This is a genomic window from Chryseobacterium sp. UNC8MFCol, from assembly GCF_000482305.1.
Taxonomy (GTDB): Bacteria; Bacteroidota; Bacteroidia; order Flavobacteriales; family Weeksellaceae; genus Chryseobacterium; species Chryseobacterium indologenes.
The window spans coordinates 536,573-562,873 of the sequence record NZ_AXUZ01000003.1 but is presented as its reverse complement, the minus strand read 5'-3'; the positions used below and the strand labels follow the sequence as shown (position 1 = coordinate 562,873).

28 protein-coding genes and 2 tRNA genes are annotated in these 26,301 nt (G+C 37.5%); 22 read left to right on the top strand and 8 right to left on the bottom strand.

Annotated elements, in window-relative coordinates:
• Positions 1-139: 139 nt before the first annotated feature.
• From M030_RS0102675 to M030_RS0102635, 8 genes are all read left to right on the top strand, one after another.
• Positions 140-2,386 (top strand): TonB-dependent receptor, encoded by a 2,247-nt coding sequence (locus M030_RS0102675; protein ID WP_027372125.1) that lies wholly within the window; start codon positions 140-142, stop codon positions 2,384-2,386.
• Between the two features lie 48 nt (positions 2,387-2,434).
• A complete protein-coding gene (locus tag M030_RS0102670; protein WP_027372124.1) occupies positions 2,435-3,094 on the top strand; it encodes a hypothetical protein in 660 nt (219 codons plus the stop codon).
• Positions 3,095-3,256: 162 nt separating this feature from the next.
• Positions 3,257-4,576, top strand: a complete 1,320-nt coding sequence (locus M030_RS0102660; protein WP_027372123.1) for a 2TM domain-containing protein — start codon at positions 3,257-3,259, stop codon at positions 4,574-4,576.
• Complete coding sequence (locus M030_RS0102655) at positions 4,576-4,875, top strand: 2TM domain-containing protein (protein WP_027372122.1); 300 nt, start codon at positions 4,576-4,578, stop codon at positions 4,873-4,875. Before M030_RS0102660 ends, M030_RS0102655 begins: the two co-directional genes overlap by 1 nt.
• 67 nt (positions 4,876-4,942) lie before the next feature.
• On the top strand, positions 4,943-5,512 hold the full coding sequence (locus M030_RS0102650) for a methyltransferase family protein (protein WP_027372121.1): 570 nt from the start codon (positions 4,943-4,945) through the stop codon (positions 5,510-5,512).
• A 190-nt stretch (positions 5,513-5,702) separates the two neighbouring features.
• Positions 5,703-5,996 (top strand): 2TM domain-containing protein, encoded by a 294-nt coding sequence (locus tag M030_RS0102645; RefSeq protein WP_027372120.1) that lies wholly within the window; start codon positions 5,703-5,705, stop codon positions 5,994-5,996.
• Positions 5,997-6,027: 31 nt separating this feature from the next.
• Positions 6,028-6,303, top strand: a complete 276-nt coding sequence (locus tag M030_RS0102640) for a 2TM domain-containing protein (protein ID WP_027372119.1) — start codon at positions 6,028-6,030, stop codon at positions 6,301-6,303.
• 58 nt (positions 6,304-6,361) lie between these two features.
• On the top strand, positions 6,362-7,105 hold the full coding sequence (locus tag M030_RS0102635) for a LytR/AlgR family response regulator transcription factor (RefSeq protein ID WP_081735563.1): 744 nt from the start codon (positions 6,362-6,364) through the stop codon (positions 7,103-7,105).
• Positions 7,106-7,203: 98 nt separating this feature from the next.
• On the opposite strand, the gene M030_RS0102630 is transcribed toward M030_RS0102635, so the two are convergent.
• Together M030_RS0102630 and M030_RS0102625 are read right to left on the bottom strand one after the other, a co-directional pair.
• Positions 7,204-8,430, bottom strand: a complete 1,227-nt coding sequence (locus M030_RS0102630; protein ID WP_027372117.1) for a DUF6051 family protein — start codon at positions 8,428-8,430, stop codon at positions 7,204-7,206.
• A gap of 226 nt (positions 8,431-8,656) precedes the next feature.
• Complete coding sequence (locus M030_RS0102625) at positions 8,657-9,553, bottom strand: hypothetical protein (protein WP_027372116.1); 897 nt, start codon at positions 9,551-9,553, stop codon at positions 8,657-8,659.
• A 149-nt stretch (positions 9,554-9,702) separates the two neighbouring features.
• Between M030_RS0102625 and M030_RS23640 the strand changes: the two genes are divergently transcribed.
• On the top strand, positions 9,703-10,386 hold the full coding sequence (locus M030_RS23640) for a glycine-rich domain-containing protein (RefSeq protein ID WP_228375176.1): 684 nt from the start codon (positions 9,703-9,705) through the stop codon (positions 10,384-10,386).
• A 22-nt stretch (positions 10,387-10,408) separates the two neighbouring features.
• Positions 10,409-10,759, top strand: coding sequence for a hypothetical protein (locus M030_RS0102615; RefSeq protein ID WP_027372115.1), 351 nt, complete (start codon positions 10,409-10,411; stop codon positions 10,757-10,759).
• 100 nt (positions 10,760-10,859) lie between these two features.
• Here M030_RS0102615 and mnmA read toward each other — a convergent pair whose 3' ends face one another.
• Complete coding sequence (mnmA, locus tag M030_RS0102610) at positions 10,860-12,047, bottom strand: tRNA 2-thiouridine(34) synthase MnmA (RefSeq protein ID WP_027372114.1); 1,188 nt, start codon at positions 12,045-12,047, stop codon at positions 10,860-10,862.
• Positions 12,048-12,237: 190 nt separating this feature from the next.
• Between mnmA and M030_RS0102605 the strand changes: the two genes are divergently transcribed.
• Complete coding sequence (locus M030_RS0102605; RefSeq protein WP_027372113.1) at positions 12,238-12,765, top strand: transporter; 528 nt, start codon at positions 12,238-12,240, stop codon at positions 12,763-12,765.
• 72 nt (positions 12,766-12,837) lie between these two features.
• Here the strand turns inward: M030_RS0102605 and M030_RS23635 are convergent, their stop codons facing one another.
• Entirely contained in the window at positions 12,838-15,375 is a 2,538-nt protein-coding gene (locus M030_RS23635; protein ID WP_034721932.1) for an ATP-dependent Clp protease ATP-binding subunit, read from the bottom strand.
• Between the two features lie 152 nt (positions 15,376-15,527).
• On the opposite strand from M030_RS23635, the gene M030_RS25200 reads away from it, so the two are divergent.
• The 5 genes from M030_RS25200 to M030_RS0102575 are packed head-to-tail and all read left to right on the top strand — an operon-like array spanning position 15,528 to position 19,190.
• Positions 15,528-15,755 carry a hypothetical protein gene (locus tag M030_RS25200; protein ID WP_034734440.1) on the top strand — a complete coding sequence of 76 codons (228 nt, stop codon included), beginning with the start codon at positions 15,528-15,530 and terminating at the stop codon, positions 15,753-15,755.
• Entirely contained in the window at positions 15,752-16,849 is a 1,098-nt protein-coding gene (locus M030_RS0102590; RefSeq protein ID WP_027372112.1) for a glycosyltransferase, read from the top strand. Before M030_RS25200 ends, M030_RS0102590 begins: the two co-directional genes overlap by 4 nt.
• 45 nt (positions 16,850-16,894) lie before the next feature.
• Positions 16,895-17,314, top strand: a complete 420-nt coding sequence (locus M030_RS0102585) for a SufE family protein (RefSeq protein ID WP_027372111.1) — start codon at positions 16,895-16,897, stop codon at positions 17,312-17,314.
• A gap of 3 nt (positions 17,315-17,317) precedes the next feature.
• Positions 17,318-18,283: a glycosyltransferase family 9 protein gene (locus tag M030_RS0102580; protein WP_027372110.1), complete on the top strand. Its 966-nt coding sequence runs from the start codon at positions 17,318-17,320 to the stop codon at positions 18,281-18,283.
• A gap of 4 nt (positions 18,284-18,287) precedes the next feature.
• Complete coding sequence (locus tag M030_RS0102575; protein WP_027372109.1) at positions 18,288-19,190, top strand: glycosyltransferase family 2 protein; 903 nt, start codon at positions 18,288-18,290, stop codon at positions 19,188-19,190.
• Between the two features lie 61 nt (positions 19,191-19,251).
• Here the strand turns inward: M030_RS0102575 and M030_RS0102570 are convergent.
• From M030_RS0102570 to M030_RS0102560, 3 genes are all read right to left on the bottom strand, one after another.
• A tRNA-Val gene (locus M030_RS0102570) sits at positions 19,252-19,326 on the bottom strand.
• Positions 19,327-19,359: 33 nt separating this feature from the next.
• Positions 19,360-19,434: transfer RNA gene (locus tag M030_RS0102565), tRNA-Val, on the bottom strand.
• 42 nt (positions 19,435-19,476) lie between these two features.
• Positions 19,477-20,721, bottom strand: coding sequence for a bifunctional folylpolyglutamate synthase/dihydrofolate synthase (locus M030_RS0102560; protein WP_027372108.1), 1,245 nt, complete (start codon positions 20,719-20,721; stop codon positions 19,477-19,479).
• A 188-nt stretch (positions 20,722-20,909) separates the two neighbouring features.
• Between M030_RS0102560 and M030_RS0102555 the strand changes: the two genes are divergently transcribed.
• From M030_RS0102555 to M030_RS0102535, 5 genes are read left to right on the top strand one after another with little or no spacing between them, the layout of a single operon-like run.
• The gene (locus M030_RS0102555) at positions 20,910-22,238 is read left to right on the top strand and encodes a TolC family protein (RefSeq protein ID WP_027372107.1); all 1,329 of its coding nucleotides are present in this window, start codon (positions 20,910-20,912) and stop codon (positions 22,236-22,238) included.
• Position 22,239: 1 nt separating this feature from the next.
• On the top strand, positions 22,240-22,830 hold the full coding sequence (locus M030_RS0102550; protein WP_027372106.1) for a SprT-like domain-containing protein: 591 nt from the start codon (positions 22,240-22,242) through the stop codon (positions 22,828-22,830).
• 2 nt (positions 22,831-22,832) lie between these two features.
• Positions 22,833-23,915 (top strand): mannose-1-phosphate guanylyltransferase, encoded by a 1,083-nt coding sequence (locus M030_RS0102545; protein ID WP_034721931.1) that lies wholly within the window; start codon positions 22,833-22,835, stop codon positions 23,913-23,915.
• Positions 23,916-23,948: 33 nt separating this feature from the next.
• Positions 23,949-24,614 carry a hypothetical protein gene (locus M030_RS0102540; RefSeq protein ID WP_027372104.1) on the top strand — a complete coding sequence of 222 codons (666 nt, stop codon included), beginning with the start codon at positions 23,949-23,951 and terminating at the stop codon, positions 24,612-24,614.
• Entirely contained in the window at positions 24,583-25,116 is a 534-nt protein-coding gene (locus tag M030_RS0102535) for a GNAT family N-acetyltransferase (RefSeq protein WP_027372103.1), read from the top strand. Before M030_RS0102540 ends, M030_RS0102535 begins: the two co-directional genes overlap by 32 nt.
• Before the next feature lie 62 nt (positions 25,117-25,178).
• On the opposite strand, the gene bcp is transcribed toward M030_RS0102535, so the two are convergent.
• Positions 25,179-25,628: a thioredoxin-dependent thiol peroxidase gene (gene bcp / locus M030_RS0102530; protein ID WP_027372102.1), complete on the bottom strand. Its 450-nt coding sequence runs from the start codon at positions 25,626-25,628 to the stop codon at positions 25,179-25,181.
• A 33-nt stretch (positions 25,629-25,661) separates the two neighbouring features.
• Here bcp and M030_RS0102525 point away from each other — a divergent pair, with 33 nt between their 5' ends.
• The gene (locus M030_RS0102525) at positions 25,662-26,282 is read left to right on the top strand and encodes an endonuclease III domain-containing protein (protein WP_027372101.1); all 621 of its coding nucleotides are present in this window, start codon (positions 25,662-25,664) and stop codon (positions 26,280-26,282) included.
• Positions 26,283-26,301: the final 19 nt, after the last annotated feature.

Here is a 26,301-nt window from a genome sequence, read left to right as displayed (position 1 = left end):
AAACTAAATTGGGTTTTTATGAGTAATCAAAGTAAATTTCGTGCTTTTTACCATTCGGTAACAAAAGAATGCCTTTCAGTAATTATTTTTTTACAGAAGGGCATTTTCCATCTTACTTTTGATCCAGATATTAAAAACTATGAAAACTCAGGGACAAAAAATAGTAATTCTGATTTCCTTTTTTGCATTTATACTGGGATATTCTCAGGTAAAAGTTTCAGGAAAAGTAACCTACAGGAATAAAGGGGTAGGCGAAGTGAACGTCACTCTGAAAAACACCTATGACGGAGCAACAACTGATGCTGAAGGAAATTTTTCCTTTGAAACAAATGAAAAGGGAAACCATATCCTGACTTTTACCCATCCTAAATATGAAACAGTGGAAAAAAGCATTATGGTTGATGATCAGGAGGTTATTGTAAGCGTTCTGCTGAAGGAACAAATCAGTGAAATCGATGCAGTGGTAGTTTCTGCAGGATCTATTGAAGCCAGTGATAAGAAAAGGGCTACAGCATTACTTTCGCCGATTGATATTTATACAACCGCCGGTGCTGACGGGCAAATCACTTCAGCCTTAACATATCTTCCCGGTGTACAGAAAGTGGGTGGCACAGAAGGACTGTTTATTAGGGGAGGTACCGGTACGGAGACCAAAATCTTTATGGATGGCAGCCTTATCAACAACTATTTTTCAAATTCAATTCCTGGAATTGCAGGGAGGGATCAGTTTAATACTTCTCTTTTTAAAGGAAATATATTCTCAAGTGGCGGATATTCTGCATTATACGGTCAGGCTCTTTCCGGTGCATTATTGTTGGAAAGTGTTGATCTACCGGACCAGAGTTCTTATGATTTCGGAGTTTCTCCTATCTTTTTAAGCGCAGGTTTTCAGAGGCTCGGTAACAATAAAAATCATTCTTATGGAGCAACATTAGGCTATTCAATGTTGAACCTTATGCAAAAAGTCTTTAATTTCAATACTAATTTTATTGATGCACCGAAAGGACTGAACAGTGATTTTAACTTTAGGATTAAAACAAAATCAGGGGGATTTCTAAAATATTACGGAATGTATAACTCCAACAAAATGGGGGTGAAAACAGAAAGCCTGGAACCTGGATATGATTTTGCACTGGTAAGACTGAATGGAAAAAATACCTATCATAATCTGTCATTCAGGCAAAAATTCGGGAAATATCTGCTCAATGTGGGAGGTTCTTACTCCTATAACCGGTCTGACCTTAATTTTTCCCAAGAAACCAATGATGTGGAATCAGGAAATACCAGATTACTGACTGGTGGAAATTATCTGAACTTCAAAGGTGTTTTGGAAAGAAAAATAAACAGGATCAGTGCAATAAGAGGTGGCTTTGAAATGAATAATACCGATGAAAAACTGAACTTTGAACAAGTAGATAAACATTATAAAGACTTACTTTCAGCTGCTTTTCTGGAAACAGATTTAGGTTTCAGCAATGCGTTATCAGCCAAAATCGGAATAAGAGCGGAACATTCATCTTATCTGAATAAAAATAATATTGCTCCCCGCTTCGCATTGGCTTACCGCTTTGCAAAAGACTGGACCTCTTCTTTTGCATACGGCCTTTTTTACCAGAATCCGGAAAGCAAATATGTTAACGGGCCTGCCAATCTTGATTTTCAGAAATCACAACATTATATCTTCCAGATTCAAAGGGCCTCAGAAGGAAGAACTTTACGTCTTGAAGCATTTTACAAAAAATATGACCGGCTGATCAAAACATTTAATGTCACCCCGGACAAAGAACAGAATCAACAGGTTCTGACAGCGATAGATAACAATGGATACGGATATGCCAAAGGACTCGAGTTTTTCTGGAGAGACAACAAAAAAACATTTAAAAACATAGATTACTGGATTACCTATTCCTTTCTGGATTCAAAAAGAGATTTTCTTAATTATCCGGTGAGTTTAAAACCAAGTTTTGCGGCAGAACACACTTTTTCCGCAGTGGTAAAAAGATTTATCCCCGAATGGAAACTTGGTGCTAATCTGTCTTATACCTATGCCAAAGGTCGCCCTTATTATGATATCGTGTCTGAATTTGATAATGGGAAATCTGTTAATTACACAAGAAATGAAGGAAGATTAAAAGATTACAATGCCCTTAATTTCAGTATCAACTATCTTCCGAATCTTGGAAAAAAAGATGCAAAGGCATTTACTGTATTTGTACTGAGCATTACCAATGTGTTGGGATCAAAAAATGTATATGGGTATAATTTCTCAATGGACGGAGCACGAAGCTCTGCCATCGTTCCCCCGGTAAACACCTTTGTATTTGTAGGAGCCTTTATCAGCTTTGGTGCAGATAAAACACAGGATGCAATCAATAATAATCTATAAAAAACCTAACTTCGGACAACCTTATTACTAACTTTTAAAATTAATATAATGAAAAAATTTATTTTAAGCTTTGCTTTATCTTGTATAAGTTTAACAGCTTTTGCTCAGGCAGATTACGAAAAGATAATGACCGATAAAATAGCAAAAATTGAAACCTGCAAAACTCCGGAAGATTTCCAGACACTTGCCAATGATTTTCAAAGAATCGGAAGTAAAGAAAGCTCACAGTGGCTTCCGCAATACTATGCAGCATTCGCCTTGATTCAGAAAGGGAGAGTTATGATGAGAACAGGAAACATGATGGAGCTTGACGCAATAGCATCACAGGCTGAAAAATATCTGGGAATGGCACAAAACCTTGCCGGAGCAGACAATGCTGAGGTGCATCTACTGAGAAAAATGGCATATTCTCTGCGAATGATGGTGAATCCGCAACAACGCTACATGACTGACGGTGCCAGAGCAGGGGAAGAGATCAATATTGCAGAAAAGCTGGAGCCGGGTAATCCCAGAGTAGCCCTGATTAAAGCAGAAGATACTTATTTTACCCCTGAACAGTACGGAGGAAGTAAAACCAAAGGGATAGAGCAGTTTAAAGCAGCATTGGTAAAATTTAATGCCTATAAGCCTAAAACCGCTCTTGATCCGAACTGGGGAAAAGCAGAAGCTGAGTATTTCATCAGTCTACCTGCAGAAACAACAAAATAAAACAACACCGGAGAAGACAGTCGAACTTTCCGGAAATCAATCACGAACCTTCATTCAGTGAAGGTTTTTTTATGGCCATTCAGGAATAAAAAACCACCGTTCGGTAAGAAATAATTTTTGATACCTTTAATAAAAGCTAATTTTGAGCTAAGAAAACGAATCATGAAGCGTAAATACACAATAATACTTCTCTGGACCTCATTAGGAACAACACTGTTCTTCTTTTTGTTCTTTAACGAACGAAAAGACCTGTATACCTTTATGATCACTTTGCTGCTTTCCACAATGTATTCTTTTGTGCTGGGTTTTGGAAACGGGTTTATTAATGAGTATCTCAACAAAAAATTTCCATGGTCTGAAGCCACCAGAACAAGAGCTGTCCTGAGTATTATTTCTATTATTATCGGCAACTTTATCCTCGTGTATTTCTGCAATTTTATGAATTATGTGGTGATTCAGAAAACGGCAACGGTTGAAGATTTTTTTTCAAGAAAATATGGGCTTACCAATTGGTTTATGATCAATATTGCCCTGTTGATTACCACCTTTCTTCATGCCAAAGGATTTATGGAAGAACTCAAGAAGACTTCCAGAAAAGAAGTGGTGGAACAGAAACTTATTGCCAAGTCAGCAAATGCGCAATTTGAGAGTTTAAAAAACCAGCTTGACCCGCACTTTCTTTTTAACTCTCTGAATGTTTTAAGTTCGTTGATTGATGAAAACCCGCAGCAGGCCCAGAAGTTTACCGCTTCAATGTCAAAGATTTACCGATATGTACTTGAACAAAAGGATAAGGAGCTCGTAACGGTAGAAGATGAGATAGAATTTGCAAAAATCTATTGCGATCTTCTCAAGACAAGATTTGAGGATAGTGTAGATTTTAGCTTTGAAGTCAACAAAGAAGATTATCCCGAATATGTGGTGCCTCTTTCATTGCAGTTGTTATTGGAAAACTGCATCAAGCATAATTTTGCCACTTCATCAAGACCTTTGGTGATAAGGATCTTTTCAGATGGTGATACCCTTTGTATTGAGAATAACCTGCAGGTAAGAGAGCAGATCAAGGAAAGCTCAGGTATAGGATTGGCCAATATTGTTCAACGATATTCTTTACTGACAAAAAGGAATGTTTTCATTGAAAAATCCGATGAATATTTTAAAGTAAAACTTCCGATGCTTCCTGCTAAACCCAATGCAGTCAGTACAGAAGTGGATAATGAAACAGAAGCCTATCAAAAAGCACAAAAAAGAGTGAAAGAAATGAAAAGGTTCTATTCCAATCTTATTTCGTATTGCATTGTCATTCCTTTCCTGGTTTTTATTAATCTGATGACAGAAAATGATAATCACTGGTTTTGGTACCCGGCTATAGGATGGGGAATCGGACTGGCATTCCGTGCATTGAGAATCTTCGGACTTGGGGATTCATGGCAGGAAAAAAAGATCAAAGAAATAATGGAACAGCAAAAACAACAGAAATAATGAAAACAAATGACGAAAATGAAAACCTGTATCAGCAGGCCAAAAAACAGGTAGAACGGTTGAGAGCGTTTTATATGCATCTGTTTGCCTATGCAGTGGTCAATATTCTGATCGTCTTTTATAACTATTCACAGCTTGCCCCGGGAGAAAGCTATTTTCAGTTTAAAAACTTTTTTACGGCAACATTGTGGGGAATAGGATTGGTAGCCCATGCTGTAACCGTTTTTTTGCCAAAAGCAAATTTTGTAAAGAAATGGGAAGATCAGGAAATCAAAAAAATGATGGATAAAAAGGAATAGTATGTAAGCGCTTTTTAAATCAATTGGTTGATAACTAATCATTTTTTAATCACAAAATCATACAGAAATGAATACTCTTGAAACAGTCTTTGCCATTTCAATGGGAGCATGGTTTGTTACCGAATTTTTGTATAAAAACATGCTCAAATCTGCTGAGGAAGACAAAAAAAATAAAGATAAGTCTACCCTCAACATCTTGTGGCTTGCTATTCCGTTTTCCATAATGGCGGCGGTGATCACTGCGGATCATACCAAATTACCTGTCGTTTCAGGATCCTGGATATCTTATGCCGGGGAAGCATTGATTCTGGTTGGAATTATTTTCAGATTTATAATCATCAGATCTTTGGGCAAATATTTTACGGTTGATGTGACGATAAGACAGGATCATCAAATTAAGAAAGAAGGTTTTTACAGATACGTAAGACATCCTTCATATGCATTTTCTCTGCTGACATCACTCGGATTAGGTTTGTACTTAAATAACTGGCTTTCATTGGTTCTGGCCTTTATGCCGCCGTTTCTTGCCTTTACTTACAGAATTAAAGTAGAAGAAGCTGCTTTGATAGAGCAGTTTGGAGAAGAGTATCTGGAATACAGAAGAAAGACAAAGAAATTGGTCCCGTTTATCTACTGAAACAAAAATCTTTGTAAGGTTAATGCCTGTACGGAAGCATATAGGATCGTTGAAATAGCCGTTAGTTTGGAATTTTTACAGTTCAGTATACATATTCTACCACTCGGTAATATAAAATTGATTTGAGGCCCTTTCCCGGCCTACATTTGTCTCAACAAAAACAAACAACTTATCATTAAAAATTAAAAAAATGGAAACGATCATCAACAAAGACGAATTAGCCTACAGAAAAGCTTCAAGAAGAGTAAAAGAATTAAAAGGATTCTACGGAAATCTTACCTCATACTGTTTAGTCATTCCTTTTTTAGCTGTTTTGAATCTTTTGACAGCACCGCAGTACTTATGGTTCTTATGGCCCATGATGGGATGGGGAATGGGACTTGCTGCCCACGGAATCACAACTTTCGGAATCGGAAAGGAATGGGAAGAAAAAAAGATCAGACAACTGATGAATGAAGACAGAAAAGGCACAAAAACACTTTAAAAACCCATAATAACTTTAAAAACTTACTACAATGGACTACAATCAGGCACAACAACGGGTACATGATTTAAAGAAATTCTACAAACATGTTTTATGGTTCGGAATTCTCGCATTTATCATTTTCTTTGATGATATTTTCGAAAAGGGAATCTTTAATTTTTCTTTATGGGACGGTTCCGTGATCCTCGTCATCTGGGGGATTTTTCTTACCGTAAGAGCTGTAAAATTATTCCTTTTTGATGCTGACTGGGAAAAAGAAATTATAGAAAAAGAAATGAGAAAATCTAAACAATCCCAAAAGTTTTAACAAACAGTTTTTTTGACTACTTTTATTTCAGAATTTTAAAACTAAAATCAGGAACTCAATGATCAAAACTGTCATTATAGAAGACGAAAAACCAGCTTCAAGGAAATTAGAGAGAATGTTGAATAACTTCCCTGAAATTGAACTCGTTGCCAAAATAGAATCCGTAGAAGAAGGCGTTGAATGGTTCACCGAAAATGAGCACCCTCAATTGATTTTTTCAGACATCGTTTTGGGAGACGGGCTTTCTTTTGACATATTTGAGAAAGTTCCCACCAAAGGTTTTATCATCTATACCACAGCTTTTGATCAGTATACCCTGAAAGCATTTAAATTGAACAGCATAGATTATCTCCTGAAACCCATTATGGACGAAGACCTTTCAGGTGCCGTAGAGAAATTTAAATCATTTATTCCTTCAGAAAATACAGGAGGCTCTCAGGACGTGAAGCAACTGATCAAAAAGGAGAAATCTACCCTTTCCAGAGTGTTGGTTAAGATAGGATATAATCTTAAAATTGTACAGACAGAAGAAATAAGCTGTTTTTTCAGTGAAAATAAAATCGTCTATCTCCAGACAGAAGAGCGCACTTATCCGTCTGATTTTACCCTTGATGAGCTGGAAGATGTGTTGGATGTAAAAAAGTTTTTCCGGGTCAACAGGCAGTTTATCATCAATTCAGACTATATAAAAAATATTCACACTTCGCCCTACTACAAAGTAGACCTGGAATTTCAGCCACAGGAAGAAATTACCGTTAGCCGTGACCGTGTGAAAGACTTTAAAGACTGGCTGGTAAGCTAGATCATATACCCAATCATTGTAACCCAAATCATATTGCCATGGATCTCATACTTTTATTCTTTAAACTATTCCTTTCCCTATTCACCTGATAAAGGAGATTATTGATGGTAGAACTTGGCGGCAGAATCAGTAAAATGATGAAAAGCTTCAGTAATTTCTTTCTGGTGTTTGTACGTCAGTGGAAAAGGAACCATATGTGAATATTCGTACGGAAAATCTTTGATCTCAACCTCCACATCAATATTCCGGTAACCACCCCGTAAGGTATTTAAAGCTTCGATTGGAGGGGCTACATTATCTTTTTCCAATACATATGCTTTAATTTGAGACTGAATTTCACCTATTCGTTCCTCCCTCTCTTTTTGAAAATAATTGTAACGCAGCATCTTTTTGAACCAGCTTTCCTGTGGATGCAGCTCTTCATTCTGATAATGTTTCAGTCTACAGTCAAATTTAAAATCTGAGCTTAATAATTCAGTAAATACGGCGAGCATTGTAACGGTTGCCTGCGCATCCATAATGTATTTTGAAATAGGAAACATGCGATCGATGGTCATTCCCCCGCAAAAACAAAATACTTTGGATCGGGTGAAAAAATTTTCAGGGTCAGCCATTTTGATAATCAGAGAGAGAAAAGAGCCGATAGAATAGCCGAATAAATCCAGACTGGCATCAGAAGAAATACCCTTTATTTTGCCCTTTTTAATGTCTTTTACCACTTCAATGATATCGGAATAGGTCTGCAGTCCCGACCAGAAAACTCTTTGGGGATGAGCCCCCAGTCTTGAACTTATGGCTGCATTTACATACGAGCAGCTGGTATTTTCAGGGTATCTTTTTTTCCTGAAATTTACAACCTGAGTCATGAGATGCCGGTCACTCCATATCAATTCTGCTCTATTCATATGGAAAGCGATGGGGAAGAGAATGACTGCTTTACGTGTTTTTTGAGCAAGCTCGTAAGCCCACGGCAGATATTTATCCCATTTTTTTTCATTCAATCCGTGGAAGAAAATAATACATCCGTCAGCGATATCTACATCAGCCCTTTTAAGAATATAATACTCGAATTTTTTATTAGATTCTATTTCAAAATCTTTGAGGTCTACAGAAGGTTGATGATAGTGTAAATAGGCATCCTCGTTAATTTCCAGTGGCAACTGATGCTCCCTGCAATCCTGGCTTGCCGATCCATGCAGAAGATCTGAAGCCACAGAAACAAACGGGACGGCTTGAATGGTCAGATTTAAGTCTTTGATCTCCACGCCCTCTTTTCCGGAATCAAAATGACTTTTCAGTAGATCATACAACTCATAATATTCCATCGTAAAAGTATTGGTGGTTTATAATTAGAACATTTAAATTAGGTAATTATTGTTGCAATGCATTGATTTTAAATCACTAAATGTATTCAAGGCATAGAAGAAAAATGAAACATCGGTTATAATTTACCAGTGAAGCACATTACCCTCACTTTGACAAAGAGCAATTTTCCATTTTCCACTTTCCATTTTCAATTTTCAATTTTGAATTATCCATTTTAAATAATAATTATCTGTAATCAATCCTGTTAGAGTCGGTATCTTCAAGTTGTTTTAAGATAGAAGCAGGGATCTCATCACTGTCAACCGGGAAACTGATTGAGTCTGAAATAAAGCTCTTCCGGTCTGCTTTTTGAAAAATTTCGAACAAGGCGATAGGTTCCTGATTAAAACTGATGCAGGTACTTATAAAATGAATTTCGTGAAGTTTGTAGTCAGGATTTTTCAGCTTTTCTTTACTGTCTTTTATTCTTGAAATAAAATGCCTTTGCCGGATGAAGGTATTGCTGTTCATAATGATAAAAACATAGTCGGAATAAGCCGTAACCTTACCAAAGTATTTATGATGATCGCCGCCACTTCTTTCTATGAAATATTCCCCGGTGGTTTCAGACTTATAGATTTCCATGGCAGAGCGCCAGATGCGATCTTCTTTTGCCAGAGAAGGGTTTTCCGGAAGATTTCTGTTATACGAATACCAGCAACCTAGCAAACGGTCCAGAAGTACTGTATTTGGATTCACGTTATTCATCTCGATTTTCAGGTCGTTGAAATTAAAAGACTCCGTATTGGAATTAATAAAATCTATGTAATTCGTATATCCTAATGCTTTGACAATCAGGCTCAGCTTGGCAAGGTTTGGCCTGCTTAAAACAGCATTTTCATTATGTTTGTGTTTTTTTAATTTGTTGATAATCAGGTGCTCGTACAGATAGTTTGTTCCCAGAAGGTCAGGTTCTTTTTTGATTCCTTTTTCGTTATGATCGTTGGTTATCAGGTCATTGATTTCTGCGCCGATGTAGGACCATTCCGTTTTTGTGACATCTTCCCAATGATTTTTCTTTAAAAATTGACGCCCCAGGAAATTCATTAACTTCTCAAGATGCAGAATATCGTCCTTTTTCATTTTTTTATTTTATACGACTAATTTAAGACTTTTATCAAACCGAAAAATATTCAAACAAGACTTTTATATTTTAAAATCAAATGACATTTGAGTAGAAAATTAAAAAGTAAAACAATGGAAACAAAATTGGTAGTAAAAGATGAGTTTCTTTGGAACAGGATATTGGGATTTTCCTTAGACGCTCCGGGGATGCAGACTTTCCGTTTTCGAAAAAGCTTGCAAAAGAAGAAAACTGGACTGCTGAATTTACAAAAACAGCAATTGAAGAATATAAAAAATTTGTTTATCTCTGCTGTATTCTTCCTCATGGCGCTTCACCGAGTAAAATTGTCGACAAGGTGTGGCATATGCATTTGATCTATACCCAAAATTATTGGGAAGATTTTTGTCCTAATATTTTAAAAAGACCTCTTCATCATCACCCTTCAAAAGGCGGAAAATCAGAAAAAACAAAACATAGCAGTTGGTTCTCAGATACATTGAAGAACTATCAGACTGTTTTTCAATCTGAAGCTCCACAGGAAATCTGGTTGCAACCGGAAAAATCCGGAACTACAAACAAATGGTGGAGAAAGCTGGGGATTATTCCTTTATTTTCTGCACTTATGACATTGTCTTCCTGTCTGGGTGAGGTGTTAACGACCTTATTCGGGATTCTGGTTTCGATAGTGGGAATCTTTTTAATTGCAATCGTGATCTCTTTATTTCAGGCGGGTAACAGTGAGCATAATGATGATGAAAGTTCGGGAGGAGGATGCAGTGGAGGCGGAAGCAGCTGCGGCGGAGGCGGCTGTGGAGGTGGTTGCGGAGGCTGTGGAGGTTGCGGAGGATAGTGGAATATAAAATTTAAAAGCTATGAAAAAGATAATCATTCATTCAATTCCGGTAGCGGTAAGCTGGGCATGGCTTTATGCCAACTATGCTACCTTAAATCCGATTGACATCAAAGGACCGGTATTTTTAAAATTTTATATAATCCTGCTCCTGACATATTATGTATCAGTTTTCATTTTAAAATCAGACAAAGAAACCGTTTCAAAAATAAGCCTTTCCTTTTTGATCCTGATTTTTGCTTTGGGGGCTGTAAAGCTGATCAGAGGAATAATTTCAGAAAAGCCAGTCGGTTTCTTATTGATGATTTTATTTGTAGAAGCCATTATAGCTTCGGTAATTATGTCACATGATGTAAAGGATAAAATTAAGTAAGATCTCCTATAAAATAAACCCGAAACAAAATTGTTCCGGGCTATTTATATGTATGATGGCAAAGGTGCAATCACCGATGACTTTACTTTTTGCAATATGTTTATGAAATCACTCCGCTTCCTATAAGTTCTTCATCAATATACCATGAAGCAAACTGGCCTTCAGCAATCGCAGACTGAGGTTCTTCAAACTCTACATAAAAAGCGTCTTCAAACTGGTAAAGCGTTGCCTTCTGTAATGGCTGTCTGTATCTGAATCTTGCCATTACTTCCATGGAGCCGCCATTTTCCAGTTTCATATCTTCACGTACCCAGTGCAACTCGCTGTTATCAATTTTTAAAGCTTTCTTATAAAGTCCGGGGAAATGACTTCCTTCTCCTACGAAAATAATATTGTTTTTCATATCCCTGGAGACAATAAAGCAGCTTTCTTTGTGTCCGCCTATTCCTAATCCTTTACTTTGTCCGATCGTGAAATATTGGGCTCCCTGATGTTTGCCGATTACTTTTCCGTCTGTTTTTTTATAATCAATTTTTCTTGACAAAAACCTGAGCTCTTCTTCTTTTGATGAAAATGCAGGTATTTCTGTCGAAAATAGCGGTGAATCTTTAAAAATTTCTACAATTTCTCCCTCATTAGGTTTAAGCTGTTGCTGCAAAAATTGGGGAAGACTTACTTTCCCGATAAAACACAATCCCTGAGAATCCTTTTTATCAGCCGTGACAAGCCCGATTTCTTTGGCGATTTCTCTTACCTGTGGTTTTGTAAGTTCTCCGATAGGAAATAATGCTTTTGACAACTGATCCTGGCTTAGCTGACAAAGGAAATAAGACTGGTCCTTATTGTTATCTTTTCCCGCAAGAAGATGGAAAATTTCCTTTCCGTTTTCATCAAAGGTTGAATGTACTCTGGCATAATGTCCGGTAGCTACCTTATCAGCACCAAGAGACATGGCCGTTTTCATAAAGACATCAAATTTTACTTCTCTGTTGCATAAAACATCTGGATTGGGAGTTCTTCCTTTTTCATATTCAGCAAACATATAATCTACGATACGCTCTTTATACAGTTCGCTCATATCGATTACCTGGAAAGGAATTCCAAGTTTTTGAGCGACCATAAGGGCGTCATTGCTGTCCTCAATCCATGGGCACTCATCTTCCAATGTTACGGAAGCATCGTTCCAGTTTCTCATAAATAAAGCCACTACCTCATGACCTTGTTGTTGCAACAAATAAGCTGTAACACTAGAATCTACACCTCCGGAGAGGCCTACTACTATTTTCATTGTATTCAATTTTACGAAACTCTTAACGGGAGTTCTTAGTTTGATGCGGCAAAAATACAACTAAATAAATTCGTAAAAAAACCATAATTTTAAACATTGATAAAAACGATATTAATATGAATCGCCCCTATTTGCACCAAATATAGGCTAAGGCGAAAGGATTTAACCTTTAAAAAAATAAAATATACCTATGAAAAAGTTTATTATTCCCTTGATGTTGATGATTTCAGGATCCTTATTTTCACAGATTTCAGTGGGAGCACCCACCCAGGAAAACAACAGATGGACTTTCGGAGGAGGAATCGGTTTAGGATTTGGAAGCAACAGTTCTTTTTACCTTCAGGCATCCCCAAGAGTGGGCTACAGGCTTACCAATGACCTGGAGGCTGGTGTTGTGGGAAGTGTTTCATGGCAAACTTCAGACTACTTTAGGTCCACGATGTTTGGATTAGGACCTTTTGCCAACTACTATATTGGAAGGTCTTTTTATCTGGGAGCCAATTTTCAGCACTATTTTATCAATTACAGAGATAAATATTATGATTATAAGTATGATAGAGAAGAAAATGCCCTGTATCTTGGTGGCGGATATATGCAAAGGATAGGGAATAACTCCTTTATGCAGATCGGTTTAATGTACAATGTACTTTACAAAGAAAGAACCAGCGTATTTTCAAGTGGCCTGATTCCAAATATTGGTTTTGTAGTTGGGCTTTAAAAAGAAAAAACAATGTGTCTACAAACAAAAAAAGCACCGGAATTTCCGGTGCTTTTTTTGTAAATTATTTAATTATGATTGAGAGGATTTTTCAGCAGCGGTTTTTTTCGCTTTCTGTGCTTTTCCTACCAATCCGTCTTTAGCTTCATTAAGATCAAGAATTACGGTTTCTCCTTCATTTAATTGTTTGTTTACCAGCATTTCTGCCAATAGATCTTCAATATATTTCTGGATAGCTCGTTTCAACGGTCTTGCTCCAAAATCTTTATCCCATCCTTTTTCAGAAATAAAATCTTTCGCCTCGTCGGTCAGTTCCACTTTATAGCCTAATTTTTCAAGTCTGCCATAGAGTTTGTTCAGTTCAATATCGATGATTTTCTTGATATCATCCTGTACAAGAGAGTTGAAGATCACAATATCATCAATTCTGTTAAGGAATTCCGGAGCAAATGCTTTTTTAAGAGCATTTTCGATTGTACTTCTCGCTCTTGAATCTGAAGTGGTCTTTTTCGCTGAAGTTCCAAAACCGACACCGTCTCCGAAATCTTTAAGATCTCTTGTTCCGATGTTTGAAGTAAGGATAATAATCGTATTCCTAAAGTCGATTTTTCTACCCAAACTATCTGTAACGTGTCCTTCATCAAGGATCTGTAACAGAATATTGAATACATCCGGGTGAGCTTTTTCAATCTCATCCAAAAGTACCACAGCATAAGGTTTTCTTCTTACCGCTTCAGTCAGCTGACCACCTTCTTCATACCCAACGTATCCCGGAGGCGCACCCACTAATCTTGAAACAGCGAATTTTTCCATGTATTCACTCATATCAATTCTGATAAGAGACTCATCAGATTCAAAAAGCTCTCTTGCCATTACTTTAGCAAGCTCCGTTTTACCAACTCCGGTTGTACCAAGGAAGATAAAAGTACCGATAGGACGGTTAGGGTCTTTCAGCCCGGCTCTGTTTCTCTGGATAGCTTTCACCACCTTTTTCACAGCGTCTTCCTGACCGATTACTTTTCCGTTCAGTTTTTCGTCCATCTGGGCCAGCTTATCAAGCTCGTTCTTACCAACCTTCGTTACAGGAACTCCACTCATCATAGAAACGACTTCCGCTACATTTTCTTCTGTTACGGTTTCCTTTTTCTCTTTTACATCTTTATCCCACTTTTCCTGGGCGGCATTCAGTTCCATTTGAAGACGTTCTTCTTCGTCTTTAAGCTTTCTTGCCTCAAGATAGTCCTGAGCTTTTACAGCCTTTTGTTTCAGTTCTTTGATATCTTCAATTTTCTTTTCGAAATCAATGATTTCCGTAGGAACTTTCATGTTTTTAATGTAAACACGTGAGCCCGCCTCATCCATGGCATCAATGGCCTTGTCCGGTAAGAAACGGTCTGTAATATATCTTGATGTCAAATTGACACAGGCTGCAATAGCTTCCGGCGTATAAATAACATTGTGATGCTCTTCATACTTATCTTTAATCTGGTTCAGGATCTGAATGGTTTCGTCAATAGAAGTCGGTTCCACCATTACTTTCTGGAATCTTCTTTCTAAAGCTCCGTCTTTTTCGATATACTGACGGTATTCATCCAGGGTAGTGGCTCCGATGCATTGAATTTCACCTCTTGCCAAAGCTGGTTTAAACATATTGGATGCATCCAGACTTCCTGTAGAACTTCCTGCACCGACAATGGTGTGAAGCTCATCGATGAATAGAATGACATCTCTGTTTTTCTCCAGCTCGGTCATGATGGCCTTCATTCTTTCTTCAAACTGACCACGATATTTTGTTCCTGCTACTAAACTGGCAAGATCCAAAGTGATCACACGCTTTCCGTAAAGGACTCTTGATACTTTTTTCTGCTGAATTCTTAAAGCCAGCCCTTCTGCAATCGCAGATTTACCAACTCCCGGTTCTCCGATAAGAAGAGGGTTGTTTTTCTTTCTACGTGATAAGATCTGAGATACTCTCTCAATTTCCTTTTCACGCCCGATGACAGGATCCAGTTTTCCGTCCCTTGCCAGAGACGTTAAATCTCTACCAAAGTTGTCCAACGTCGGGGTCTTGCTTTTTGCTGAGCCTAAGTTTCCTGTAGGCTTTCTCATTTGCTCAAATTCCTCTCTTTCATCATCATCATCATAAGCACTCATCTGTGGTGACTGCCCGGAATTTTTAAGCATTGTCTGGTACTCTCTTGAAACTCCTTCGTAGTCGATGTCGTAAGCTCCCAGAATATTTGAAGTAGGGTCCTCATATTTATAAAGAATACCTAAAAGCAGGTGAACGGTATTAATTTCATTGCTTTTATATTGTCGGCATTCTAACTCCGCACGTTTAATGGCATGATCAGCCATTTTGGTGAAAGAAATATTGGTAACCTCCTCAGAAATAGGATTTAGACTTGCTGTATTTAGAGTTTCAATTTTTCTTCTGATTTGTGTTAAATCCGCATTAAGGTTTTGAAGGATTTCTTTTGCAGAGTTTTCCGTTTTTATAATACCTAAAAGTAGATGTTCTGTATTAAGAAATTCACTTTTCAGCCTTTTAGCTTCGCTTTTGCTTTGTTTGAACACCTGGCTCAAACCTTGTGAAAACTTATAATCCATAATATATCTCATTAGAATAATGGCAACGTTGCCAATTATTCATTATCTAAATTACAAATATTTTACCAAAAATCAATTAATGACTTTATGGCAGTAAAAAATTTTATTATCTTCTTGAAAATGATTAAGTTTGTTACCATTAAAAATTCTTCATGAGCCCTGAAATTACTACTTACATCGGATATTCTGCCTCAGTTTTTATCGTATTGAGTTTCATACTGAAAGATGTAAGAAAAATCAGAATTGTCAACATGATTGGCTGTATTTGTTTTGTCATTTATGGTTTCTTTAGCGGACCGCTCTGGCCGGTTATTATTCCAAACGGGATGATCTGTTTCATCCAGATCTACCATTTAATAGTAGGGAAGAGAGGTTCATGAGGAAAAAAATAATTACTTCAGCATTTAGTAATCTGTATACCGACCAGCGGATAGAAAAGGTATGCAAAACCCTTCATGACAATGGGTATTCCGTAGAATTGATAGGAAATGACTGGGGAGGATGTGAAAAAATGGAGCGTCCTTATTCCTTTTCCAGAATACACCTGAAGTCTGCGAGCTTAAAGACAGCTTATTTTGAATTCAACTGGAAGCTCTATCATGAGCTGAAGAAAAAAGCTGACAAAAACACTATACTTCATGCCAATGATATTGATGCTCTTCTGCCAAATTATCTCATTGCCCAAAAACTGAATATTCCACTGGTTTTCGACAGTCATGAAATTTTCACGGAAATGCCTGCTATCCAAAACCGGCTTTCACAGAAGTTCTGGCGGATGATAGAAGGGAACCTTGTTCCGAAAATTGAATTCATGATGACCGAAAGTGAAAGCTATGCAGAGTGGTTTCATGAAAAATATAAGGTAAACCCGGTTGTCGTAAGGAATATTCCGAGAAAACTGCCTTCTGTGAATGATATTCCACTTAACAATCCTAAAATTATTTTATATCAGGGGGTTATTAATCAATCTCGGGGCATAGAAAAGGTCATTAGGACCATGCATGATATTGAAGGAGCAATATTGAAAATTGCAGGTGACGGACCAAAGAAAAGAGCCTATGAAGAGCTTGTTGCTAAAGAAAACCTGCAGGATAAAGTTATTTTCTTAGGTAAGCTGAAGCCGGAAAACCTCAGGGAAGTAACGAAAACAGCAGATCTCGGATTCAGTCTCGAAGAAAATAATGGCGTCAGTTATTATTATTCCCTTCCTAATAAGGTCTGTGATTATATTCAGTCCAGAGTACCTTTGGTGATGATAAATTTTCCTGAAATGCAGCGCATCAAAAAACAATTTGATGTAGGTGAAATGATTACAGATCATCAACCTGAAACAATCGGCAAAGCGATCCGTAAAATGCTTGAAAAAGGGCGTTTACATTATAAGGCAGAGCTGGATAAGGCCGCAGATGTATTCTGCTGGGAGAATGAAGAATTGAAGATCCTCCGACTTTTTGAAAAAGCTTCCCGTAAATAGTCTTTACAAAATTGGTTATCTTTGCATAAAGAAATTTGATTAAAGATGACCATTAAAGAAAAACAACAGGAAATAATTGACGAATTTGCATTTCTGGACGATTGGGAGCAGAAATATGAATACATTATTGATCTTGGAAAAGAGCTGAAAGGACTGCCGGAAGACAAGAAAACTGAAGAAAATCTCATTAAAGGTTGTCAAAGCAAGGTTTGGATTGATGCTGAATTTAAAGAAGGAAAACTTTTTTTTAACGCAGATTCTGACGGGATCTTACCAAAAGGAATTGTTTCACTCCTTGTAAGTATCTACAGCGGACATTCCACCCAGGAAATTTTAGATTCTGATTTTGATTTTATCGCTGAAATCGGATTACAGGAGTTTCTTTCACCATCCAGAGCCAATGGACTGATGGCTATGACCAAGCAAATTAAATTTTACGCAGTTGCTTATCAATTGAAATCATAAGCCGTGACCAGAATTTTAGCATATCGTTTTTCTGCATTCGGAGATGTTGCGATGACAGTGCCTGTTTTCAGAGAATTTCTGGAACAGAATCCTGGTGTGGAAATTATTATGGTTTCCAGAAAAAATTTTGAAGCCTTATTTGAAGGGGTTCCGAATCTTATTTTTAGGGGGATCGATGTTGATAATTATAAGGGCATTTTTGGATTAAGAAGGTTAAGTAATGAATTAATTAAAGAGTTTAATCCTGATTTTATCGCCAATCTTCACGATGTTATCCGAACAAAGATTATTGATAAGTTTTATAGAAGAAAAGGGCTGAATGTCTTTAAAATCAATAAAGGTAAAGAAGAAAAAGATCATCTGACCGATGTCTGGAATCTGAACAAAGTCCCACTGAAAAGAACTGTTGAACGCTACGCAGATGTCTTCAGGGAAATGGGATTTAAGGTAGAGCTCTCTCATCAGCTTAGGCCTGTCTCGGAAAATAAATCAGGAATAGGTTTTGCTCCTTTTGCCCAGCATAAAGGAAAAATGCTTCCGTTAGAAAAGTCGTTCGAACTGGCCCGGATTCTGGCAAAAAAACATACTGTCTATTTTTTTGGAGGTGGCAAAAAAGAAACTGAAACACTGGAAGAGTGGGAAAATAAAATTCCCAATACTAAAAGCCTTTCCGGAAAGCTGAAACTTACAGAAGAACTTATTAAAATTTCAGAGCTGGAAGTCATGATTTCAATGGATTCTGCCAATATGCACCTTGCAAGCCTTGTGGGAACAAGATGCGTTTCTGTATGGGCGGCAACGCATCCTTATGCAGGGTTTCTCGGATTCGGACAGAGTGAGCAGGATGTTGTGCAGGTGAAGGACCTGACGTGCAGACCATGCTCCGTTTTCGGTGATAAAGAATGTTATAGAGGAGACTGGGCGTGTCTTGAAGAGTTTAATATTCAAAAGATCATTGAGAAAATCTGATACAATGAAACTTTCAATCTGTATTCCTGTCTATAATTTTGATGTCCGCGGATTGGTTTTCGATTTAAAAAGAGAAATTGAAAATCATCGTATGAATGCCGAAATTATTTTGATTGATGATGCTTCAAAAGAAAGTTTCAATACTCTTAATCGGGAAATTAAAGATAAGGTTTCCCGTTTTGTATTTCTGAGCGAAAACCTGGGCCGGTCCCGCATTCGAAATCTCTTTTTAGATTTTTCCACAGGAGAATATCTGTTGTTCCTGGATTGTGACGGAAAGATTATACAGGATGATTTTGTGCAAAAATATATTCAGTTTATAGAGCAAAATCCTGCCACTACAGTTATTTACGGAGGAAGGGAAGTTCCTGAAGAGCGTCCGGATCCTGATCATTACCTGAGATGGAAGTTTGCGGTTGAAAGAGAAAACCTGCCTGTAGAATTTCGTAAAAAAAAGCCTTACTTAAGCTTTCAGACAAATAATTTTATCATCCGGAAGGAAGTACTGGTAAAGGTAAACTTTAATCCGGATTATAAGAAGTATGGATATGAAGACCTTCTTTTTGCCATGGATTTGAAGTCTGAAAACATACGGATCGACCATATTTACAATCCCATTCTTAATAACGACCTGGAAAATAATCTTGTGTACCTTGGTAAAGTAGAAGAGTCCGTAGAAAGTCTTTCGGCCATGCTCAAGCATGAAGGTCTTGATTCAAAATTGTCGGAAGTAAAGCTGGTTAAAATGTACCATAAAATTAACAGAAGCTTCCTTAATTCTGTTTTTTTGCTTTTGTTTAAAGCAGGAGAGGATCGCGCTAAGAAAAAGCTTTTAAATGGTAATATAAACCTTCGTTATCTGGATTTTTATAAGCTGGGTTTGCTGTTTCGAAAAATGAAGTCGTGATTTTAAAAAAATATAAAGGATATAAATAAAAAAATCTCCCAGAAATCTGAGAGATTTTTTGTGGGTCCTGAGGGATTCGAACCCCCGACCCTCTGGGTGTAAACCAGATGCTCTGAACCAACTGAGCTAAGAACCCGAATTTTTTTGAAAGGTTTCGTTTCCTTTTCTGTGGGTCCTGAGGGATTCGAACCCCCGACCCTCTGGGTGTAAACCAGATGCTCTGAACCAACTGAGCTAAGAACCCTCTAGACTTGTTCTCTTGTTTAGAGTGGTGCAAATATACGACTTATTCTTTAATCTCCAAATTTTTTTCTAAAAATTCTCCCACAACAAAGTTGCTTCCGCCGATAAAAATCATTTCTTCGTTTGTACAGTGCTCTTTTGCAGAGAGATATGCTTCCTGTACAGAATCGAAAATTTTATAAAAAATTTTTGCCTCCCGAAGCAGATTTTCATAATCTTCGGGGTGTCTTCCCCTGTTGATGGATGGTTTCGCAAAATAAAACTCAGAATTTTCAGGAAGTAATTCCATGACTTCATCTATTTTTTTATCGTTGACAAATCCCAAAATGACATGCTTGTGTCTGTTTATAGAATTTAGTTGTGAAAAAACGTACTCCAAACCGGCCTGATTGTGTCCGGTATCACAGATCGTGAGCGGATGTTTTGAAAATTCAAACCAACGGCCAATGAATCCCGTGTTTTGGTGTACATTCAGGAGGCCTTGTTCTACATTTTCCTGAGAGATGTTGACATGCTGCTTTTTCAGCTCTTCAATGATTCCCAGAACGACACGAATATTCTTTTGCTGGTAATTCCCTTTCAGGTCGGAAGTAAGGTGTGTTTGTATCGCAGTGGCATCTATTAAAGGAGCGTTCTCAAGGTGAGCCTTCTCTTTGATAATATTTTTTACCCCTTCGTTTTCGTCACCTGAGACTATCGGAGTATTTCTTTTAATAATTCCGGCCTTTTCAGCAGCAATCTCCTCAATGGTATCTCCTAAAATATTCTGATGATCAAGCTGAACATTCGTAATGGCCGAAACCAAAGGTGTGATTATATTGGTAGAATCCAGTCTTCCTCCCAGGCCAACTTCAATAATGGCAAAATCTACCTCTTGCTGATAGAAGTATTCAAAAGCCATAATGGTAGTAAACTCAAAAAATGACGGCCGAATATCTTCAGGAATTTTTTTTAGCTTTTGAATAAAGTCGAAAACAAATTCTTTACTGCAGTTTTTTCCATTGACCTTAATACGTTCAGTAAAATCAATAAGGTGAGGGGAGTTGTATAAGCCTACCTTGTAACCGGCTTCCTGAAGTACAGAAGCCAGCATATTGCTTGAAGATCCTTTTCCGTTGGTTCCGCCAATGTGGATGCATTTTATTTTTTCCTGAGGATTTCCAAAGAATGCACAAAGCCTCGTTATATTGTCAAGTCCTGGCTTATAAGCTTTCTGACCGTCTATCTGGTAGTTGGGCATCTGTACAAAAAGCCAGTCTATAGCTTCCTGATATTGTTCGTGTGTCATCATGATACAAAATTCTCAAAAGTTTTATAAAAATGAAACAATAATTTTTTTTAACTGTAACTTTTTTATATTTAAGACGTCTAATATGGAAAAATCTTAATATGAAATCGCTGTAATTTGCAAGTATAAATACCGGTGAAGATGACACGATTCCGTATGGGCCATTAAAAACAAATAAACATATACATATGAAAAAAGTTTGGATCATCGTTTTTGGATTAGGTTGTTTGGGATTGAACGCCCAAAAGAAATGGTCCTTAAAAGAATGCGTAAGTTATGCTGTAGAGCATAACCTGCAGGTTATCCAAAATCAATATAATAAACAGTCCCAGGATGCGAATCTGAAAATTGCCAGAAAAGGATATTTGCCTTCAGTTTCCGCAGGCATGAACAATGGGGTAAGTTTCGGGCAGCTTTCACTGGGAACCGGGAGTATCAGAAACGACAGATTCAGTAACAGTGCGAGTCTGGGAGCTGATATGTTGGTGTACAATAATGGGAGACTGGAAAAAAATGTGAGAAAAGCTCAGTTTGATGTAGAAGCGAGCCAATATGATATTGAAACCATTAAAAACGATATCTCACTTCAAATCGCCCAACAATATCTTACAGCCCTTTTAAATAAAGAAATTGTCAAGATCTCTCAAAGTGCCGTGGAAAATGCACAAAAGCAATTCGACAGGGCAAAAATAACGACTCAGGTCGGAACTACTGCCCAGACGGTTTTAGCGGAAGCAGAAGCGGCGCTGGCCAGGGAAAAACAAAATCTTAAAACGGCGGAAGTGAATGTGGGAAGGGCATTGTTTGCCATCGTACAGCTTTTACAGCTTCCTGATTATAAAGGATTTGAGATTGAAGACGTACTGGTTCCGGACACCCTGGAAACACAATTGAAATCTGTTGATGAGGTGCTGACAACGGCATATGATATTCAACCTCAGATAAAAGCAGCGGAAAGCAGAATAAAATCTGCCGAGGCTCAGACGGAAGTGAGTAAGACGGCATTCTGGCCAACTCTGACAGCAAGTGCGGGGCTTTCTACTTTCTACAACAACATATTAAACACCAATGGCGGTGTGAGTTCCAGTCAGATAGGTTTTTTCCAGCAGTACAAAGATAACTTCGGACAAAATGTAGGACTCTCTTTAAATGTTCCTATTTTTAATAAAGGAATTACGAAGCTACAGGTAGAACAATCCAAGATCAATGAAAGTCTTGCTAAAGTAACACTGGAGCAACAAAAGCAATCGGTAAGACAAAATGTTCAGAAGGCACAGTTTGATGCCGATGCGAATTATGAAACTTACCTTTCAGCGATAGAAACAGAAAAGAGTACGAAGCTGGCTCTTGATTTTGCTGACAAAAGTTATGCTGCGGGAAGAACAACCATTTATGATGTCAATGTAGCCAGAAATAATTATGCAAATGCACAGGGATCAGTAGCGCAGGCGAAATATAATTATCTTTTCAGTCTTAAACTATTGAATTTCTATGCAGGAATTCCATTAAGTTTGTAAAATGCCTATCCAATCGTTAGAGAAATATTTACCTCAAAATACATTAAAATATTTAAGAATTTGGTTTTCAGAGTACTATATTCATATTAAGGTTACGAGAAACAGGAATTCTAAACTGGGAGATTATCGGAAACTTCCGGACAATTCGCATGAAATTACAGTCAATTCTACATTGACTCCTCAGCTTTTTTTCTTCGTGCTTACCCATGAGCTTGCTCACCTGATTGCTTTTGAAAAATATGGTCGAAGGATCTCTCCCCATGGAAATGAATGGAAAGAAACCTTTAGAAATATGCTCATAGAAAGTCTTGAAGTGTATGATGAAGACCTGAAACCTATTATTCTGAGGTTTTCAAAATCACCCAAAGCAAACTTCATGGCCAGCCCCGATCTTGTAAGGTATTTTCATACTGAAAAACAAGATGATAACCTCCGTTTCATCGAAGAACTTGAGAAGGGAGAATTTTTTATATACCGCAACGAAAAGTATTTATTGGAAGGTCTGATCAAAAAGAACTATCTTTGTAAGAACCTGGCTACTGGAAGGAAGTATTCTTTCAAGCCATTAGCGAGGGTAGAAAAATGTAGCTAAGAATGTTAAAATCAGACAGATACTGCGTGATAATGGCGGGAGGAATCGGAAGCCGGTTCTGGCCAATGAGTACGCAAAAATTTCCAAAACAGTTTCAGGATATTTTAGGAACAGGCCGCACTATGATTCAGCAAACCTATGACAGAATCAGTAAGGTAATTCCTAAAGAACAAATATTTGTCATTACAAATAAAGAGTATGTAGCCCTGTCTCATCAGCAGCTCCCGGAAATTCCCGAAGAGAATATCGTTGGGGAGCCTTTAATGAAAAATACAGCTGCCTGTAACCTGTACATGGCAAATAAAATTGCTGAAATTGATCCGAATGCTACCATGATTGTATTGCCGGCAGACCATCTGATCCTAAAAGAAGATGTTTTTTTAGAGAAAGTGGAGCTAGCTTTCGACGTAGCGTCAAAACATGATTATCTGGTGACTCTGGGAATTACCCCAACAAGACCTGATACCGGATATGGATACATTCAGTTTGTAGAGAAAAAAGGATCGGAATATTTTAAAGTTAAAACATTTACCGAAAAACCAATTTTGGAGATTGCCCAAAGCTTTTTAGAAAGCGGGGATTTTCTTTGGAATGCGGGTATATTTGTCTGGAATGTGAAAAGCATTCATCATGCTTTTGAGCTGTATCTTCCTGAAATGATGCAGCATTTCATGGCTTGCGAATACAATTCCGAAAAGGAAGACAGCTGTATAGAAACCATTTATCCTAAGGTTCAGAAAATTTCTATCGACAACGGAATTCTTGAAAAAGCAAAAAATGTATATGTAATTCCGTCAGATCTGGGATGGAGTGACTTAGGAACCTGGACGTCCGTTTATGAAAATACAGAGAAAGATAATGATGGCAACGCTGTAAAATTAAAGCATTTGCTATCATATAATTCAAAAGGAAATATCATTCGACTAAAAAATAATAACAAAGCCGTTATCATCGATGGCCTTGAAGATTATATCATCGTAGATACCGATAAAGCTCTTCTTATTTGTCCCCGCGACAATGATCAGTTGATTAAAGATTATGTTCTTGATCTGAAAAATTTCAAAAAAGGAGAGAAGTTTATGTAAAATTTTGGTATATTTTCTGCTGATTACCAGGCTATGATTAAATTAACAACCCAATTCACGATGCTTATATTCCTGTTTGCAGGAATTTTAGGATTTGCTCAGGAAAAGAAGAAATTTTCAAGTATACCGAATATTTTAAAACAGATTGAACCTGATGATAAAATAGATTCATGGGTGTTGGTGTACAACAGCTACGGTAAAGGGCAGGAGATTAAAACTTCCGGAGGAACAGTCAATTATACTCCTCAGTTTTCGGGTTTTAATTTATTTCCAAGTGAAGATAGTTTTTATTATATCGCTTATTCTCAGGGAGGAAAGATCAATTATGTCACCGATGCAGAGGCGCTGAAAAAGTTTGTGGGTAAAATAGATAATGCCCAGGAAGCGTCCATCATATTGGCATCAGACGGCTATATTGTTGATGAAGAATTTAAAGATCTGGCAGGCAATTATCATGAAGACGGTTCAAATTATTACCTCGATTTAGGGAAGTTGACATCCAGGGAATGCCCTTATCAGAAAACACATTATACTCTTACCGTAAACAAAGCGACCGGAGCTGTAACGAATGTCAAAGACAACGGGACATACATCGAGCTTTACAATAAAAAATGTGCTAATAACCCGAGACTTTTAAAGATCGAAAAAAAAGAAGAACCCAAGAAAGATGAGCCGAGAAAAACACCCAAGAGCAAATAACACCTATGAGACCGAACGATTAATTCTTCGTCCAATGTCCCGTGAAGACAGAGATTTTGTCTTTGAGCTTTATAACAGGCCGAAATTTATTCAGCATATCGGCAACCGTAATGTTAACAGTATTGAAGATGCCGAAAACTATATCCTGACCAGATTTGTTCCTCAGATTGAAAAAATGGGATTCGGGAACTATCTTTTAATAACGAAAGAAGGGAACGAAAAAGTAGGAGCGGTAGGAATCTTTGAAAGGGAAGGACTGGATATTGTAGATATCGGATATTCTTTACTGGAGGAATTCGAAGGAAAAGGATATGCATATGAAGCCGCTCAAAAGGTTAAATCCATAGGAATGGATGAGTTTGGGCTATCAAAAATATCGGCGATCATTTCAAAAGATAATATTTCTTCCCAGAAACTGATCGAAAAATTAGGCTTAAAATTTAAAAAACATGTAGTTCTTCCCGGAGAAACAGAAGAGTTGAATTACTATGAAACAGAATAAGATAATTTAAAAAGCTTTCACAAACATTTGTGAAAGCTTTTTTACTGTCTGAATATCAGCAGTTATCCTTCCAGAATCTGGTCGGCTGCCGTTTTGGACGTTACCTTTTCTATTACTCTTGAACAGATACCATTTTCGTCAAAAATAAATGTGGTTCTTACGATCCCCATATAGGTTTTCCCAAAAGTTTTCTTTTCCTTCCAGACACCAAATTTCTCGATGATATCTCTATTTTCATCAGCAATAAGATCATAAGGAAAAGCAAATTTACTATGGAAGTTTTTTTGCTTTTTTATGGAATCACCACTCACTCCCAATAATTGGAATCCGGCTTTTTTAAGCTTAGAATAATTGTCGCTCAGGTTACATGCTTCCACAGTGCAGGTAGGGGTGCTGGCTTGCGGGTAAAAGAACACGACAAGTTTTTTCCCGATTAATTTTGATGAATTTATAGCTTCCCCATCTTGATTGAGTCCTTCAAATTCAGGTAATTTATCTCCAACTTTAAGCATAATAATTTAATTTTGTTCAAATTTAAGGGATACATGACAAAAAAACAAAGAGCTGAGCTCGTTCAGATAGAACTGGATAAATTATATCCTACCACTCCAATTCCGTTGGATCATACAGATCCTTATACTTTAATGGTTGCTGTAGCACTTTCTGCTCAGACAACAGATAAAAAGGTTAATCAGGTGACTCCCGAGCTTTTTGCTGTGGCAGGAACGCCTCAAAGAATGGCTAAGCTCGAAGAGTTCCAGATCAAGGAATTGATTAAAGAAATAGGACTGTCTAATACCAAAGCCAAAAACTTAAAAAGAATGGCAGAGCTTCTTCTGGAAAGGCACGGTGGAGTGGTTCCTCAGACTTACGAGGAGCTGGAGGCGCTACCCGGAGTAGGTCATAAAACAGCATCTGTAGTCATGAGCCAGGGATTTGGTTACCCTGCTTTTCCGGTCGATACTCATATCCACCGCCTGATGACCCAATGGAAGTTAACATCAGGTAAAAATGTAGTAGAAACGGAACGTGATGCCAAAAAGCTATTCCCGGAAGAGGTATGGAATAAACTTCATCTTCAGATTATTTTCTACGGAAGAGAATATTCTCCTGCTAGAGGAAAAGGTGAGAAAGATTTTATTACGAAAATGATGTTTGACAAATAATTCAATTATTATAGCGTCA

Coding starts and splice junctions, on each gene's coding strand:
- M030_RS0102675 (WP_027372125.1), top strand. CDS start 140: ATGAAAACTCAGGGACAAAAAATAGTAATTCTGATTTCCTTTTTTGCA.
- M030_RS0102670 (WP_027372124.1), top strand. CDS start 2,435: ATGAAAAAATTTATTTTAAGCTTTGCTTTATCTTGTATAAGTTTAACA.
- M030_RS0102660 (WP_027372123.1), top strand. CDS start 3,257: ATGAAGCGTAAATACACAATAATACTTCTCTGGACCTCATTAGGAACA.
- M030_RS0102655 (WP_027372122.1), top strand. CDS start 4,576: ATGAAAACAAATGACGAAAATGAAAACCTGTATCAGCAGGCCAAAAAA.
- M030_RS0102650 (WP_027372121.1), top strand. CDS start 4,943: ATGAATACTCTTGAAACAGTCTTTGCCATTTCAATGGGAGCATGGTTT.
- M030_RS0102645 (WP_027372120.1), top strand. CDS start 5,703: ATGGAAACGATCATCAACAAAGACGAATTAGCCTACAGAAAAGCTTCA.
- M030_RS0102640 (WP_027372119.1), top strand. CDS start 6,028: ATGGACTACAATCAGGCACAACAACGGGTACATGATTTAAAGAAATTC.
- M030_RS0102635 (WP_081735563.1), top strand. CDS start 6,362: ATGATCAAAACTGTCATTATAGAAGACGAAAAACCAGCTTCAAGGAAA.
- M030_RS0102630 (WP_027372117.1), bottom strand. CDS start 8,430: ATGGAATATTATGAGTTGTATGATCTACTGAAAAGTCATTTTGATTCC.
- M030_RS0102625 (WP_027372116.1), bottom strand. CDS start 9,553: ATGAAAAAGGACGATATTCTGCATCTTGAGAAGTTAATGAATTTCCTG.
- M030_RS0102615 (WP_027372115.1), top strand. CDS start 10,409: ATGAAAAAGATAATCATTCATTCAATTCCGGTAGCGGTAAGCTGGGCA.
- mnmA (WP_027372114.1), bottom strand. CDS start 12,047: ATGAAAATAGTAGTAGGCCTCTCCGGAGGTGTAGATTCTAGTGTTACA.
- M030_RS0102605 (WP_027372113.1), top strand. CDS start 12,238: ATGAAAAAGTTTATTATTCCCTTGATGTTGATGATTTCAGGATCCTTA.
- M030_RS23635 (WP_034721932.1), bottom strand. CDS start 15,375: ATGGATTATAAGTTTTCACAAGGTTTGAGCCAGGTGTTCAAACAAAGC.
- M030_RS25200 (WP_034734440.1), top strand. CDS start 15,528: ATGAGCCCTGAAATTACTACTTACATCGGATATTCTGCCTCAGTTTTT.
- M030_RS0102590 (WP_027372112.1), top strand. CDS start 15,752: ATGAGGAAAAAAATAATTACTTCAGCATTTAGTAATCTGTATACCGAC.
- M030_RS0102585 (WP_027372111.1), top strand. CDS start 16,895: ATGACCATTAAAGAAAAACAACAGGAAATAATTGACGAATTTGCATTT.
- M030_RS0102575 (WP_027372109.1), top strand. CDS start 18,288: ATGAAACTTTCAATCTGTATTCCTGTCTATAATTTTGATGTCCGCGGA.
- M030_RS0102560 (WP_027372108.1), bottom strand. CDS start 20,721: ATGACACACGAACAATATCAGGAAGCTATAGACTGGCTTTTTGTACAG.
- M030_RS0102555 (WP_027372107.1), top strand. CDS start 20,910: ATGAAAAAAGTTTGGATCATCGTTTTTGGATTAGGTTGTTTGGGATTG.
- M030_RS0102550 (WP_027372106.1), top strand. CDS start 22,240: ATGCCTATCCAATCGTTAGAGAAATATTTACCTCAAAATACATTAAAA.
- M030_RS0102545 (WP_034721931.1), top strand. CDS start 22,833: ATGTTAAAATCAGACAGATACTGCGTGATAATGGCGGGAGGAATCGGA.
- M030_RS0102540 (WP_027372104.1), top strand. CDS start 23,949: ATGATTAAATTAACAACCCAATTCACGATGCTTATATTCCTGTTTGCA.
- M030_RS0102535 (WP_027372103.1), top strand. CDS start 24,583: ATGAGCCGAGAAAAACACCCAAGAGCAAATAACACCTATGAGACCGAA.
- bcp (WP_027372102.1), bottom strand. CDS start 25,628: ATGCTTAAAGTTGGAGATAAATTACCTGAATTTGAAGGACTCAATCAA.
- M030_RS0102525 (WP_027372101.1), top strand. CDS start 25,662: ATGACAAAAAAACAAAGAGCTGAGCTCGTTCAGATAGAACTGGATAAA.